The sequence below is a fragment of the Billgrantia sp. NRB1 genome, assembly GCF_056921725.1.
Genome location: NZ_CM167783.1, coordinates 1,175,131 through 1,189,194 on the forward strand (window position 1 = coordinate 1,175,131; position 14,064 = coordinate 1,189,194).

At 67.4% G+C, this 14,064-nt stretch carries 16 protein-coding genes; 6 read left to right on the top strand and 10 right to left on the bottom strand.

Annotated features, from left to right (window positions below; all coding sequences use genetic code 11):
- Nucleotides 1–82: 82 nt before the first annotated feature.
- The 4 genes from ACZIYR_RS05305 to ACZIYR_RS05320 form a co-directional block, all read right to left on the bottom strand.
- Nucleotides 83–355: a hypothetical protein gene (locus ACZIYR_RS05305; RefSeq protein ID WP_483528480.1), complete on the bottom strand. Its 273-nt coding sequence runs from the start codon at nucleotides 353–355 to the stop codon at nucleotides 83–85.
- On the bottom strand, nucleotides 352–2,904 hold the full coding sequence (locus ACZIYR_RS05310; protein ID WP_483528481.1) for a heavy metal translocating P-type ATPase: 2,553 nt from the start codon (nucleotides 2,902–2,904) through the stop codon (nucleotides 352–354). The genes ACZIYR_RS05305 and ACZIYR_RS05310 overlap by 4 nt, the downstream gene beginning before the upstream one ends.
- Before the next feature lie 75 nt (nucleotides 2,905–2,979).
- Nucleotides 2,980–3,642 (bottom strand): Spy/CpxP family protein refolding chaperone, encoded by a 663-nt coding sequence (locus tag ACZIYR_RS05315; RefSeq protein ID WP_483528482.1) that lies wholly within the window; start codon nucleotides 3,640–3,642, stop codon nucleotides 2,980–2,982.
- A 135-nt stretch (nucleotides 3,643–3,777) separates the two neighbouring features.
- Nucleotides 3,778–4,188, bottom strand: coding sequence for a hypothetical protein (locus ACZIYR_RS05320; protein ID WP_473032730.1), 411 nt, complete (start codon nucleotides 4,186–4,188; stop codon nucleotides 3,778–3,780).
- Between the two features lie 224 nt (nucleotides 4,189–4,412).
- Between ACZIYR_RS05320 and ACZIYR_RS05325 the strand changes: the two genes are divergently transcribed.
- The 6 genes from ACZIYR_RS05325 (at nucleotide 4,413) to ACZIYR_RS05350 (ending at nucleotide 8,953) form a co-directional block, all read left to right on the top strand.
- Nucleotides 4,413–5,000, top strand: a complete 588-nt coding sequence (locus ACZIYR_RS05325) for a TetR/AcrR family transcriptional regulator (RefSeq protein WP_483528483.1) — start codon at nucleotides 4,413–4,415, stop codon at nucleotides 4,998–5,000.
- Nucleotides 5,001–5,283: 283 nt separating this feature from the next.
- A complete protein-coding gene (locus ACZIYR_RS05330) occupies nucleotides 5,284–5,853 on the top strand; it encodes a carboxymuconolactone decarboxylase family protein (RefSeq protein WP_473032732.1) in 570 nt (189 codons plus the stop codon).
- A 132-nt stretch (nucleotides 5,854–5,985) separates the two neighbouring features.
- Nucleotides 5,986–6,315, top strand: coding sequence for a hypothetical protein (locus ACZIYR_RS05335; RefSeq protein ID WP_473032733.1), 330 nt, complete (start codon nucleotides 5,986–5,988; stop codon nucleotides 6,313–6,315).
- Nucleotides 6,316–6,451: 136 nt separating this feature from the next.
- Nucleotides 6,452–7,276, top strand: a complete 825-nt coding sequence (gene lgt / locus ACZIYR_RS05340; protein WP_483528484.1) for a prolipoprotein diacylglyceryl transferase — start codon at nucleotides 6,452–6,454, stop codon at nucleotides 7,274–7,276.
- Nucleotides 7,277–7,309: 33 nt separating this feature from the next.
- Nucleotides 7,310–8,365 carry a L,D-transpeptidase family protein gene (locus ACZIYR_RS05345; protein WP_483528485.1) on the top strand — a complete coding sequence of 352 codons (1,056 nt, stop codon included), beginning with the start codon at nucleotides 7,310–7,312 and terminating at the stop codon, nucleotides 8,363–8,365.
- Between the two features lie 141 nt (nucleotides 8,366–8,506).
- Nucleotides 8,507–8,953, top strand: coding sequence for a universal stress protein (locus tag ACZIYR_RS05350; RefSeq protein ID WP_473032737.1), 447 nt, complete (start codon nucleotides 8,507–8,509; stop codon nucleotides 8,951–8,953).
- 80 nt (nucleotides 8,954–9,033) lie between these two features.
- On the opposite strand, the gene ACZIYR_RS05355 is transcribed toward ACZIYR_RS05350, so the two are convergent.
- The 6 genes from ACZIYR_RS05355 to ACZIYR_RS05380 all read right to left on the bottom strand — a co-directional run bounded on the left by ACZIYR_RS05355 (nucleotide 9,034) and on the right by ACZIYR_RS05380 (nucleotide 13,911).
- Nucleotides 9,034–9,843 carry a c-type cytochrome gene (locus tag ACZIYR_RS05355; protein WP_483528486.1) on the bottom strand — a complete coding sequence of 270 codons (810 nt, stop codon included), beginning with the start codon at nucleotides 9,841–9,843 and terminating at the stop codon, nucleotides 9,034–9,036.
- A gap of 64 nt (nucleotides 9,844–9,907) precedes the next feature.
- Nucleotides 9,908–10,243, bottom strand: coding sequence for a hypothetical protein (locus ACZIYR_RS05360; RefSeq protein WP_473032739.1), 336 nt, complete (start codon nucleotides 10,241–10,243; stop codon nucleotides 9,908–9,910).
- A 142-nt stretch (nucleotides 10,244–10,385) separates the two neighbouring features.
- A complete protein-coding gene (locus tag ACZIYR_RS05365; RefSeq protein WP_473032741.1) occupies nucleotides 10,386–10,874 on the bottom strand; it encodes a FixH family protein in 489 nt (162 codons plus the stop codon).
- A gap of 123 nt (nucleotides 10,875–10,997) precedes the next feature.
- On the bottom strand, nucleotides 10,998–11,651 hold the full coding sequence (locus ACZIYR_RS05370; protein ID WP_473032742.1) for a response regulator transcription factor: 654 nt from the start codon (nucleotides 11,649–11,651) through the stop codon (nucleotides 10,998–11,000).
- On the bottom strand, nucleotides 11,648–13,246 hold the full coding sequence (locus tag ACZIYR_RS05375) for a PAS domain S-box protein (RefSeq protein WP_483528487.1): 1,599 nt from the start codon (nucleotides 13,244–13,246) through the stop codon (nucleotides 11,648–11,650). Before ACZIYR_RS05375 ends, ACZIYR_RS05370 begins: the two co-directional genes overlap by 4 nt.
- Complete coding sequence (locus ACZIYR_RS05380) at nucleotides 13,246–13,911, bottom strand: 2OG-Fe(II) oxygenase (protein ID WP_483528488.1); 666 nt, start codon at nucleotides 13,909–13,911, stop codon at nucleotides 13,246–13,248. Before ACZIYR_RS05380 ends, ACZIYR_RS05375 begins: the two co-directional genes overlap by 1 nt.
- Nucleotides 13,912–14,064: the final 153 nt, after the last annotated feature.

The following is a 14,064-nucleotide window of genomic DNA, read 5'->3' on the forward strand; positions in this document are numbered from 1 at the left end:
GCGAAGTCTCCACTGTTAGGCTTCCAGCTTGCCTTGGTGTGAGCGGGAATGCCTTGACCCAGCGCAACACTCTGCGCTTGCGTCATTCATCACCGTGGCGGCCATGGTGACGGTGCAGCAGGAAGTGCGCGCCCAGGCACAGCAGCATGGGTAGCAGCAGCAAGAGGCCGCCCGTTGTTTGGCCACGCCACAGGACGAATAGCAAGGCGCCGCCCATCAGCACCAGGCAGGTGGTCATCAGCCAATAGTGCAGGGACCCGGCCTGCTTGTCTGGCGGCGACTGGCGCTCTGCTTCCGGAGGGTGCTGTGAGCCGGTGTCTAGCGTGTGGTGTCCCGGGGCGCGATGTCGTGTCATGAGATGTCTCCTTTGGCTTGCTCTTGAGTCGATGGCTGCGGGCTGGATGACTCCCGGCTGGGTTGCACTCGAGCAAAACGCCACTTGAGCAGCAGCGAGTTGCCGATGACCGACAGCGAGCTGGTGGTCATGGCAATCACCCCGATCATCGGGTGCAGCAGGCCCGCGGCAGCGATGGGGATGGCGGCCACGTTGTAGCCGCTGGCCCAGATCAGGTTCTGGACGATCTTGGCGAAGGTGGCGCGGCTGAGGTGCATGGCGTCCACCACGGCGGTCAGCTCACCGCGCACCAGGGTCACGTCGGCGGCCTCGATGGCCACGTCGGCCCCGGCGCCGATGGCGATGCCGACGTTGGCCTGGGTGAGGGCGGGGGCGTCGTTGATGCCGTCGCCGACCATGGCCACGTGGTTGCCGTGCTTCTCCTGCAGCGCGCGAATGGCATCCACCTTGCCTTCGGGCAGCACCCCGGCCTGGACCTCGTCGATCCCCACCTCCGCGGCCACGGCCCAGGCGGCCCGCTCGTTGTCGCCGGTGATCATCACCACGTGCAGGCCCAGCGCGTGCATACCGCGAATCGCCTCCTTTGATTCCTCCTTGAGGGTGTCGGCCACGGCCACCAGCCCCAGGGCACGGCCATCGGCGGCGACGATCACCACGGTGCGGCCCTTGCCCTCGAGCTCGGCCATGGCGTCATCCAGGGCCTCGAGGCCGGTCACCCCTTCCTCTTCCAGCAGGCGGCGGTTGCCGATCAGCACCTTCTCCTCGCCCACTCTGCCGGAGACGCCGCGCGCCCCGGTGGAGCGGAACTCGCTGACCTCGCCGGGTTTGACATCGCGCTCCTTGGCACCCTCGACGATGGCCCGGGCGATGGGGTGCTCCGAGGCATTCTCGACGCTCGCCGCCAGGGTCAGCAGGCGCGTCTCCTCGACACCCTCGGCGGCGACGACGTCGGTCAGCTTCGGCTCGCCCTGAGTGATGGTGCCGGTCTTGTCGAGCACCATGACCTTGACGTCCTTGAAGGTCTGGATCGCCTCGCCGGAGCGGATCAGGATGCCGCGTTCGGCGCCGATGCCGGAGCCCACCATCAGGGCCGTGGGGGTGGCTAGGCCTAGGGCGCAGGGGCAGGCGATGACCAGCACGGCGATGGCCGCCAGTATGGCCAGCACCGGGGTGGCGGCCTCGGGATTCACCCAGGGGAGGAAGGTCGCCCCCCAGTCGAGGATCGGGCGCAGGGCGTCCGGCAACAGCGCCCAGACGACCAGGCTGGCCAGGGCAATAGCCAGTACCGCGGGTACGAAGCGGCCGGTCATGCGGTCGGCGAACTCCTGGATCGGCACTCGGGAGCCCTGGGCCTGATCGATCAGACGCACCACCTGAGAGAGAAAGGTGTCGCCGCCGACCCGGGTCGCCTTGACCCGCAGGCGGCCTTCCTTGTTGATGGTGGCCCCGATCACGCTGTCGCCGGTGCTCTTGTAGACCGGGATCGACTCCCCGGTGGCAATGGACTCATCGAGATGACTCTCGCCCTCGATCACCTCGCCGTCGGTGGGCACCTTGTCGCCGGGGCGCACGATCATGATGTCGCCGGCCGCCAGCGCCTTGACCGGTACCTCGACCTCTTCGCCGTCGCGCTCCACCCGGGCGGTCTTGGCGCCCAGGGTCATCAGGCGGCGGATGGCCTGAGAGGCGCGCCCCTTGGCCAGCGCCTCCAGATAGCGGCCGAGCAGGTGGAAGGTCATGATGGTGGCGGCCATCTCGATGAATGACGTCATCGGGTAGACGAAACCGATCAGGCCGATCAGGTAGGGGGGCAGGCTGCCCATGGAGATCAGCACGTCCATGTTGAAGGTGCCGTTCTTCAGCGACCGCCAGGTCGACTTGTGAGTGGCGATACCGCCGAAGAGAAACACCACCGGGAAGGCCAGCACGGCGATGATCGCCAGATATCCCGGGATCGGCTGCCAGAACATGTGCGGCATCATCAGCAGCATGATCAGGGTGGTGGGTATCGCGGCGATGATCAGCCGCTTGCGGGCCTGTCCGAGGTAGGCTTCCTCAATGTCGGCGTCGCTGTCGCCATCCTCCGCCTCGTCGGTCTGCACGGCGGCCACATCGTAGCCGGCGCCCTCGACGGCGCGCTTGAGTGCCTCGCCGTCGGGGCCGTCGGAGGCGACGGTGACCGAGACTCGGTGGCTGGCGATATTGGTGTCGATCGACTCGATGCCCGCCTGGCGCTCGAGGGTCTGGCGCACGATGCCGGCACAGTGGTCCGAGCCCATGCCGGGCACCGTTAGGCGGACCTGTTGCTTGCCGCTACCGTCACTGACGGCGGCCACGTCATAGCCGGCGCCCTCCACTGCCTGGCGCAGGGCATCGCCTTCGGGGCCGTCCTGACCGGCGGTGACGCTGACTCGGTGGCTGGCGATATTGGTCTGGATCTCGTCTACCCCATCGAGGCGCTCGAGCGTCTTGCGCACGATGCCGGCACAGTGGTCGCTGCCCATGCCGGGGACCGTCAGAGTGATCGTTTTAGCGTTGGTCTTGCTCATGGAGTGCCTCCTGCTGGTGCTGCCGGTTGGACGGCCAACCCTGGCCGTCCGGCTGCCGACTCAGTGACATCCCAATCAGTGATGAGCATCGTGGTCGTCGGGATCGACGGTGCTGGGCGGTGTCGCCTGAAGCCGCTGGCGCTGCTCTTCGGTGAGAAGGTCATGCATGGCATTGTGCATGCGCACCATCTCGGCCATCATTTCGCCATGCAGCTCGGCCATCTGGCCGTGGAGTGCCTGCACTTCGTCCGGGTCGGGGCGCTCGCCATGCATCTCGGCCATCAGGTCGTCGCGCAGGTTCATCAGCTGCCCCATGCGCTCGAACTGGGCGGGGCGATGCTCCTGCATCAGCTCTCGCATCTGGCTGCGTTGCTCGGGTTCGAGCATCTGCATCTTGCCCATGCCCTCGCCCATCATCGGGCAGGGCATCATGCCGCCACCCATCATGCCGGGGCCCATACCGCCTTGGCCACCCATCATGCCGGGGCCCATACCGCCTTGGCCGCCCATCATGCCGGGGCCCATACCGCCCTTGCCACCCATCATGCCGGGGCCCATACCGCCCTGGCCGCCCATCATGCCGGGGCCCATGCCGCCCTGGCCGCCCATCATCATGCCGGAGCTCCTGTCTGGCTGATCAGCATCCATCATGCTGCCCTGGGCCATGGCGAGGCCGGTGCCACCGGCAGTGAGGGCCAGCGCCAGGATGGCAGCGAGTGCGTGCTTATCGTGTTTCATGCGTGTATCTCCTGTGGGCACGGAGCCCAGCGATTTGAGGGAAGTTCGGCACCGGGCCGAATCGATCTGGTGCGTGGAAAAGCGTTGCGTGGACACCTGGGGTATCGCTCGCGTCGCGGGTGGCGTGGATCGATGTCAGGGGCGCAGGCGCTGCGTCAGTAGATATACGGGACAGCGGGGGGTGTCGGGAAGGCCGTGAGGCGTGCCGATCCGGGCGGGCACAGCCGGTGGCGTGGCGTGGGAGGTCAAGCAGGCCGTCGGGACGCTGGGGTCGAGCTCCTGGCGCTCGTCACGCAGCATAGCGTGGTGCATTGCCAGGGCGCCATGGCCGTGCTGGCATTGCGGGAGCGTGTCGTCCAGGGCATCCGCGCTCAGGGGGAGGTCGATCTGCGAATGGCCGGTAGGCCCAGCGTCGGTGAGCTGGGCACTGGCGCTACTGACAAGCAGCACGACTAGCAACAGGCTCAGCACTACGACCCACCCACAGCGCCGCCTAGCCGTAAGATCCATCGGCCGGTGCTCGTGGGAGGTGTCGTGGCTGACCATGGAGTTGGCTCCAGCAGCGGTGAAGGCTCTTTCACCATAGTGCAGATTGGGGGCATTTCCATTGATGCAGGTCAAACGGTAGACATCATGTAAACCTTTGTGCTGCAAGTATGTTTTTTGCCCGGAGCGACGGGTTTACCCGGATGTGGAGGGGGGGGCCAAAGCGGGGCGGCATCGTGAGGATGGGGCTTGAAATATGGAACGATTGGTTCTAAATTGATGGCATGACACGTGGACGCCCTATCGCCTTTAGCCCCGACCAGGCCGTCATGGCCGCCATGCAGGTCTTCTGGGCCCGCGGCTATGAAGCCGCCTCGACCCGTGACCTGCTGGCGGCCATGCAGATTTCCCGTAGCAGCCTGTACCAGTCCTTCGGCAACAAAGAGCAGCTGTTTCTCGAGGCGCTCGAGCGCTATCGGCGTGCCCTGGTCGAACGGCTGCAGCGCCGCCTCGATGATGCGCCAACGGCGATGGCGTTCTTCGAGGCGCTCTTTCGCGATACCGCTCGGGAGGGCGAGAGTGAGCGGGCGGCGCTTGGCTGTCTGATCTTTAATTCCGCCACCGAACTGGGCCAGCGCGGTGATCGGCCGTCCCGGCAAGCCGCCCAGGGCGTTGAAGCTATTACCGCGCTGTTTCGCCGGGCGGTGGAGCGTGGCCAGGCCGAGGGGGAGATTTCCGCCGATCGCGATGCCCAGGCCCTGGCGCTCTATTTGACGCTGGGGATGGCCGGACTGCGGGCCCTGCTCAAGGCGGGCACCGCGGCCGCCGAGGCCGAGCAGGCCGCCGAGCTGGTACTGGCGACGCTACGCTGATTTTTTTGACTCTTCGCACTTTAGCGTGAACATGTTTGGCAGGCTTTATGGTGGGAGGCCGGCTCTGCCGGGCGAAGGCGCCGCAGGCGCCCCTTGGGTAGTGCTGCGCGCTACTTCGTCGAAGCGTCGAACCGGAGCTGAAGTCGAGGCGTCGAACCGTCCCTCCCACAAAGCCAGTTCACGCCAGTCTGCGAAGAACCAATTTTTGCCATATTTGGACCATTCGTTCCGGATATGGCGTTTCACCACCCAGGAGTCTCACGACTCACAGGAGGTATGCCCCATGACGGCCGACTACAAGATTCAGCTGGCGCCCCAGACCCTCGACAATGCCGATGCCAAGGCGCGACCGCTGCTCGAGCAGGCCAACGAGAAGCTGGGTTTCGTACCCAACATGTACCAGGGGATGGCCAAGGCGCCCGGTGTGCTCGATACCTATCTGCATGGCTATGAGCTGTTTCGCCAGGACTCGGGCTTCACGCCGCCCCAGCAGGAGGTGGTGTTCCTGACCATCAGTCGGCTCAACGGCTGCGGCTACTGCATGTCCGCCCATAGCATGCTGGGCGAAATAATGTCCCAGGTGCCGGCCGAGGTGCTCGAGGCGATTCGCAACGACCAGCCGATTCCGGACGAGCGGCTGGCCGCCCTCAGTGAGTTCACCCGGGTGATGTTCGAGACCCGCGGCAAGCCGGGGCGGGACGATGTCGACGCCTTCCTGAAGGCCGGCTTCGAGGAGCCGCACATCCTGCAGATCGTGCTGGCCCTGGCGGTGAAGACCCTGAGCAACTATGCCAATCATCTCAACCATCCCGAACTCGATGAGGCCTTCGCCGGCCACGCCTGGCAGGGGTGAACGCGACGGCGCCTGCTGTTGCGGGCCCTGCCAGCCGTTCCGCGAGGACGGCTTGCGGGGCCGTGCGTGTCGTGAAACACTGTTCGGCCACGGCCGATGCCGTCCTGACGCCGACCGGATGACGCCCTGCCCATGACCCGACTCTCCCTTAACTGGCTGCTTTGCCTGCTGCTCGGTGTGCTGCTGAGTCTGCCGCCTGCCCTGGCAGGCGGCAGCGGAGCGGTGCATGACTGTGAGCGTCTCCAGCCGTCCCACATCGCCGTTGGCGTGGCAGTCGACATCATCGACGATGTCACTGAGCGACAGGATCTCGGTAGTTGCCTGCCGGCACCTTGCCCACCCCTGGGAGGCGTGTGGCTGACATTGACGGCAGACCCGCCTGCCGGCCACAGGGGCTTGGCCACCGTCACCGCGCTGCCTCAGGTACTGCCTGACCGCCTGGAGCGACCTCCCCGCGTCTGATTCTTGCCGATATCCCCAACGTAACGCGGCAAATTCGTCGCGTGTGATGCGACCGCTAGCCACTCCCCCTGCGACGTCGCGATATGGCTCGCAGGAGGTGGCCGGCGGCCGGACGACCTGGAAGGTAAGGATTACGATGATGCAATACCCGCAAATCGACCCGGTGGCGATAGCCATCGGACCGCTGCAGATTCACTGGTATGGGCTGATGTATGTGGTTGGCTTCGTGGCCGCCTGGTGGCTGGGGCGCCGTCGTGCTCATCGCCTCGGCCTGAGTCACGACGACATCGGTGATCTGCTGTTCTATGGCGCCATCGGGGTGGTGCTGGGCGGCCGGCTCGGCTACGTGCTGTTCTACGGCATCGAGTCGTTTCTGGCCAACCCGCTGTGGCTGTTCCAGCTCTGGGATGGCGGCATGAGCTTTCATGGCGGCCTGATCGGGGTACTGGTGGCTGCGCTGCTGTTCGCCCGCAAGAAGCGGCTCGCCTTCTTCCAGCTGACCGACTTTATCGCGCCGCTGGTGCCGATCGGCCTGGGCGCCGGACGTATCGGCAACTTTATCAACCACGAGCTGCCGGGGCGGGTCAGCGAGGTGCCCTGGGCCATGCCCTTCCCCCATATGGGGCCGGAGCCGCGTCATCCGTCAGCGCTCTACGAGTTCGCCCTGGAGGGGGTGGTGCTGTTCTTGGTGCTGTGGTGGCTGTCGGGGCAGCCACGCCGCCGCGGCCTGATCTCCGGGCTCTTCCTGCTGCTCTATGGCCTGTTCCGCGGCGCCGTGGAGTTCGTGCGCCTGCCCGACGAGCACCTGGGGTTCATTGCCTTCGGCTGGGTCACCATGGGCATGCTGCTGACGCTGCCGATGCTGATCGCCGGGGCCGCGCTGATCGCCTGGTCGCGCCGCCAGCCGCGGGACGTGCCCCCGGGCCATGAAGCCGTCGCCACCCCATCGGTTTCACGCTAATCACCACCAAGGTGACGACAGAGGTCTTGAGATATGGATAACCCTACTAAGCCAGGGGGCCGGCGCTCCCGGCCGGCACTGTTCGGCAATGTAGTACCCGGCTTGCTGCTAGCGGGGCTGACGCTGCTGCCTCCCGGCCTGCTGGCCGATGAGGGGAGCGAGGAGGAATGGCCCCAGGGCCACTTTCCGCTACCGGAGGAGGGCAATGTGGTCGGCGAGGTCTATCGCGTCGAGGCGAGCGAGGAGGACACCCTGCTCGATATCGCCCGGGAGCATAACGTGGGCTACGAGGAGATCCGCAGCGCCAATCCCGATGTCAGCGTCTGGGTGCCCGGCGAGGGGACCGAGGTGGTGATACCGGCGCGCTATATCCTGCCGGATGCCGAGCGCACCGGCATCGTGATCAATATTGCCGAGCTGCGCCTCTACTACTACCCGGACGTCGGTGAGGGCGAGATGCCGCGGGTGGAGACCTACCCCATCGGCATCGGTCGCGAGGGCTACGATACCCCGCTCGGGGTCACCAAGACCACCATGCGACTCGAGGACCCGGCCTGGTATCCGCCGCGCTCCATGCGGGAAGAGGCCGCCGAGCGCGGCGAGCCGGCGCCGCCGGTGGTGCCGCCGGGGCCGGATAACCCTCTGGGCCGCCACGCCATCCTGCTGGATATTCCCGGCTATCTGATCCATGGCACCAACGAGCCCGACGGGATCGGCATGCGCGCCAGCCGCGGCTGCATTCGCATGTATCCCGAGGACATCGAGTCGGTGTTTCATAGCGTGCCGGTGGGCACCCAGGTCGCTATCATCGACCAGCCGATCAAGGTCGGCTGGGACGAAGGGCAGCCGCTGGTGCAGGTCTTCGAGCCGCTCGAGGAGCAGGAACACGGCATGTCGGCGCTGGTCGAAACCCTCGGGTTGCTCAATCAGGGCAACCCCAACGGCATGGCCTTCGACTACGAGCAGCTGCGCGGCCTGCTGGATAACCCCACCGGCCAGGTCGTGGCCCTGGCGTCACCCCCGGAACGCGAGCCTGAACCCGAGGCGCCGGTCGAGCGCGAGGGGTTGCTCGAAGAGCTGGCCATCTGAGGCCCTCATGCCCTGATCGGCACTTCCCGGCGATGGCGGGCAGTGGGCAGAAGGCTTGGCTGCGACTAGCCTGAAAGCGAAGGAGCTGGGACCGCGCGATGCCGCGCTCAGCACGGCGATGTTCAGCACGGGGGATACGAAATGTACCAGTCGATACTCGTTCCGGTAGATGGTTCCTCCTTTGCCGAGAAGGCCTTGCGGGTGGCCCTGTACTTGGCAGGGGCGTCGGCTACGCTGTATCTGGTTCAGGTGCAGCGGCCCCTCGATGATGGTGGCTTGCTGATCGGCGGCAGCGGCTTGCCGGTAAGCGAAGAGGTGATCCAACGGCTGGTCCGCGAGCGTGAGTCGCAGGCGAGGGCGGTGCTCGAAAAGGCTCGTTCGGCAATCAACCTCGATGGCGTGGAGGTCAAGGAGATCGTGGTGACAGGTCGGCCGGCGGAGGCGATCCTCGAGGAGGCGAGGGCGCTGGGCGTCGAGGCCATCGTGATGGGCAGTCGCGGAATGAGCGATCTGCAGGGCATGGTGGTCGGCAGCGTGTCCCACCGGGTCAGTCACACCGCCGACTGCACGGTCATTACGGTGCACTGAGGCTGCCTGGCGGCCTCTACGCGGCGATGCGGCAGGCCGGCGCCTTCGGGCGCCGGCCTGCCGTCTATGGGAAGCGTGGATCAGTGTTGATGGTCGCCATGGTCGCCCGCCAGCTCATGGCGGATATAGAGCACGACGGACCAGACCGCCTCGTCGTCCAGTTTGTCCTCGTAGCGTGGCATGGCGCTGGCGTGGCCCCCTTCCTTGATCAGCCAGGCATACTCTCCGACGCTATGGGCGGCGCCATGGAGGGCCAGGTTGGTCGGGCTGGGGTTGAAACCGGCAACGCTGGCAGCGGGGCCATCGCCGCCGCCCGCTAGGCCGTGGCATGCCGAGCAGTAGCGCTGATAGACCTGCTGGCCATAGGCCAGGGTCTCGGCATCGGGTTCCAGCGGGCTCTCGCGCTCGACCCAGGCGTCAGGCGTCTGCCAGCCGTGACCGCCGTCTCCGTGGGCGTGGTCGTCATCGCTATGGGCATGCTCCTCGCCGCCGTGGGCATGCTCCTCGCCGCCGTGGGCATGGTCGTCGCCGCCGTGGGCATGCTCCTCGCCGCCGTGGGCATGGTCGTCGCCGCCGTGGGCATGGTCGTCGCCGCCGTGGGCATGGTCGTCGCCGCCGTGGGCATGTTCCTCGTCGCCATGGGCATGGTCGCCATGGCCGTGATCGTTATGGTCGCCGTTATCGCCATGGCCATGATCGCCATGGTCGCTCTGGTCATGGCTGCCGTGGCCGTGGTCGTGATCCGGGGAGGCCGTGGCGAAGCCGGCGCTGCCGAGTGCGACAGCCAGCGTCAGGCTGCCAGCGAGAAGGGTGGCAAAGCGCAGGCTTGCCGGTGCGAAGGCTGGCAGCGCCAGCGGGCCAAGCGGCCGCTTACGGTCTTGCGTGGACATGAGCGTCTCCTGATTACATTCGAAACTCGGCGATGGCTGAAGGTCGCCGCGTAGTCAGCGGTAATCAGGCGGTTCTGGGAGGACGCTCGTGCAGGTAGTAGGGCGTCGGCGGTAGGGAGCCAGGCCAGGCCTGCGGCGGCCGGTCGACGGCCGTGGTCGGCAGGGCGCGGTCGAGGTTCGCGGCACCGGCCAGGCAGTGGCTGGCGCCCAGGCAGGGCGTCCAGCAGTCGTCGGGCTCACCCTGTGCGGTGTGCTCGCCGACGTCATGAGAGACGCTGTGACTCCCGTGGCCGCCATGGGCGCCGTCGCTGCTCGCTTCCAGGCCGGCCAGGGCGACCGTTCCCGCCGACAGGGCGAGAATCAGGCAGAGGCTGACCAGTTGCAGAAGGATACGGTGCATGCGGTGTCGAGGCCTTGGCGGCAGAGAGAGTGTCTGGTGAGGATCATCGTTCCGCGGGGCGGCAGATGCAAGGTACCGTAGTGCCCGACACCGCCCGAGCGGGAGAAAGTGTGATCTCGGTCAGGCACACAGGCCGCGGATGTCATCCCCTGACGTGGAAAGGGAGCACGCCTGCCACATCGGCGAAGGTGATGCGCATCTGCCACTCCCCCGCCATGGGTAGCGCCGAGGTGACGGAAAAACTGTCGGGGCCGGTTTGTCTGGCCGATACCTCAAACTCCATGTCGTGGCCGGGCATGGTGAAGGTAATGGGGACTCGCATGGTCTGCCGGGGAGGGCTGCCGTCCGGGCCCCGCAGCCGGAAGGAGAGCCGGGCTTCCCGGTCGGCATCGATCGCCAGGCTGCCCGACACGGCCCACTGGTGCACGGTGCCGGAAAAATGCACGCCGCCCAGCTCCGTGCCCGGCTCCGCCGGTACCTGACCGTCGACCTGCAGGGGGGTCTCGTTGCCCGCCATGAAGGGCATGGCGATCAGCACGGCCAGGATCAGCAGGATGGGGATGCCCAGGCCCAATGCGATACGTCGGGCCGAGCGGGTGGCGGGGTCGGGGGCGGCGCGGGTTCCGGTCATCGGTGAAGACTCCGAAGTGAGAAGGGCGGGACAATCCAGCCCGATGATGCCATGGTCTCGCCTGCCCGTGCGCCGGGAGTGGCGTGGATCATGATGTCGGTCAAGCCCCGGGGTGGGCGCGAGTCACTCGGGCAGCGGACCGACCAGCTCCAGCGCCACGCAGAGGCGCACTAGCTCGGCGAGGCTGCTAGCGCCCAGTGCCTTCATGGCCCGCAGGCGATAGACCTCCACGGTCTTGGCGCTGATGCCTAGCCGTTCGGCGATCTCGCGGCTGGTCATGCCCTCGGCCACATGTACCAGGATCTGGCGCTCCTTGGGGCGCAGGGCCGCGTAGCGCGCCTGCAGCGCTTCGCGTCGCGCTCGCGCCTCGCGGGCGCGCTGGTGCTCGGCCAGCGCCTGCTGCACGGTGTCGATCAGCTGCTGGTGGTTGAACGGCTTTTCGATGAAGTCGAAGGCGCCGGCCTTGAGGGCGGCCACCGCCATGGGCACGTCGCCGTGGCCGGTCATGAAGATCACCGGCAGGTCATCGTTGCGCTCGTTCATCCGCTGCTGCACCTGCAGACCGGAGAGCCCCGGCATGCGCACGTCGAGCAGCACCGCATCGAAGGCATCGGGGGCGGCGGCGAGGAAGGCCTCGCCGTCGGGAAAGGCGCGGGTGGCCAGGCCCACGGAGTCGAGTAGCCAGGCCAGAGAGTCGCGCAGGGCGGCATCGTCGTCGACCACCGCCACACGGGGGGTGGGGGCGTCGGTGTCCGAGAGGGCCGGGGGCTGTGTCACGGCTGGCTCCGAGGCGGTGCGTGGCGGCTGGGTTCGGCCTGCAGTGTACCGGCAAAGGTGGCGCCACCGGAACCGCTGACAAGTCGGAGGTTTCCGCCCATGGCTTCCATCAGCGAGTGGCTGATGGCCAGCCCCATGCCCAGCCCCTCGGCGCGGGTGGAGTGGAAGGGCTCGAACAGATGGGCGGTCCGGTTCGCCTCGATGCCGGGGCCCCGATCACGGACCCGGAAGGTCACCTCCCGCGGGCCGCTGAGGTGCGCGTCGATCCCGACCCGGTCGGCACCCGGGTGGTGGCGGCTGGCCTCCAAGGCGTTGAGCAGCAGGTTGACCAGCACCTGCTCCAGTCCCACCGGGTCGGCGAGCACCCGGGGCAGGGCTTCGGGCAGCGCATGCGCCAGGGTGATGCCGGCCTGCTGGTACTGCCATTCGCAGAGCCGGCAGGCGGCATCGACCACATCGATCAGCGACACCGGGCGCGGCCGGGTCTGGCCCTTGCGCACGAAGGTGCGGATATGGCGCAGCCGCTCGGCCAGGCGCTGGATCTGCTCATTGATCCGCGTCAGCGGCAGCGCCAGGTCGCTGGCAGGGCGCGCCGGGTCGGCGCGCAGCTGCATCAGCGCGCCGCTGGCATAGTTGCCGATGGCGCCCAGGGGCTGGTTGAGCTCATGGGCGATGTTGGAGGCCAGCTCGCCGGTGGTGGCCAGGCGATTGGCATGAGCGATCTGCTCCTGGTGGCGGCGGGCCTGGGCCTCGGCGGCCTTGCGCAGGCCGATATCGCGGTTGAGCAGCGACAGATGGTCGGGCTCGGCGCCGGGGCCGCGGTGGGCCAACACCACGCTGAGCACCGGCACCGTCCCCCGGGTGTCCTGCATCTCCAGTTCGCCGCTCCAGGAGCCGTAGCGGGCCACCGCGGGTAGCACGATCTCGCGCAGCACCGCCAGCGAGGCCGGCGTGTAGGCCTTGGCCAGGGCCGTGTCGAGGTCTTCCCGGGGCAGGGTGAGTAGCCGGCGGGCTGCCTCGTTGCAGTAGAACAGCCGCTCCTCACCGTCGACGAACAGCACATAGTCGGTGGTGGATTCCACCACCCGGGCCAGGCGCTCGCGGTTGGCCTCGGCGCGGATGCGCCGGCTCACGTCCCGGGACACGCAGAGGATGTCGAGCAGCTCGCCGGTGGCCGGGTCGCGGCGGGTACGGCTGGTGGTCTCGAACCACACGTAGTGCCCATCCTTGGCGCGAAAGCGATAGGTTTGCTGGTAGAAGCCGTCGTGGTAGTAGACCCGCGGCGACTTGTTGAGCAGGTCGGCCAGGTCCGCGGGGTGGAAGAGGTCGTAGGCGGAGACGCCGATCAGCTCCTCGGGCGCATAGCCGAGCAGGCTGCGGGCCGCCTGGGAGGCATAGAGGAAAGTGCCGTCCCGGGCATGGCGCGAGATCAGGTCGGTGGTGCTTTCGGCCAGCCACCGGTAGTGGCGTCGCTGGGCGTCGAGCTCGGCGTGCTCGGCCTCGAGCCTGGCGTGGCGGGCGGCCAGCTCAGTATGCTGTGCCTCGAGCTCAGCCAGGCGCCGGCGCAGCCGTTCGCTGTCGTCCTGGTTAGCCATCAGCGCGCCGGGTCCACCCGGCCGCCCAGGGAGGCGTTGCGCCGGAACCAGCCGGCGATGCTGGCCCGCGGCCGGCGGGCGGGCAGCACCGCATGGGGGACGCGCTCCGAGAGGAAGCAGGCGAAGGTGCCCGCCTCGGGGCGCACCCGGGCCAGCTCACGTTCGGGCGCCTGGGCATCGAAGATGACCATCTCGCCGCCGGCGTCGGCGGGCCAGTCGGGATTGAGATAGCCCACGGTGGAGACCACCCGGTTGGCGCGGCCGCGGAAGCTGTCCAGGTGGCGCTGGTAGCCGGCGCCGGGCGGGTAATGGGCGAAGTGCGCCTCATACTCGAACAGCCCCAGGAAGAGCGCCTGGTTGAGCTCGCGCTGCAGCTCGGCCATGCCAGCCAGGTAGCGCCGCTGGGCGAGGCTCTCGCGGTCGAGCCAGCGGATGGCGTCGCCGCGGATCTCACGCTGCAGGTGGTGCTCGCGGCCGCGGCCGATCCCGGCCGCCGTCAGGGCGTCGCGCTCGGCCATTGCCATGAGCTCGCCATAGAGGTCGTGACACAGCTCGGGGTCGAGCATGCCGGGGCCCAGGTACCAGCCCTGCTCGACCAGGGCATCGACCAGCAGGGGGAGGGCCCGGATATCGAGCACGGGGCGTTCGCGAAAGTTCTCTAGCATGGGGGTTCCGTCGGGTTTGATTCCTTCTACCGGGCCGCCCTTCAAGGCGTCAAGCCCGAAGCGGGCGGCGTCGACGCTGCGGTCGTCCCGGCAAAGTGAAATGAACCGAAAATAATCGCAGCAGCGATGAACTTCTTTTCCCAATCACGTACA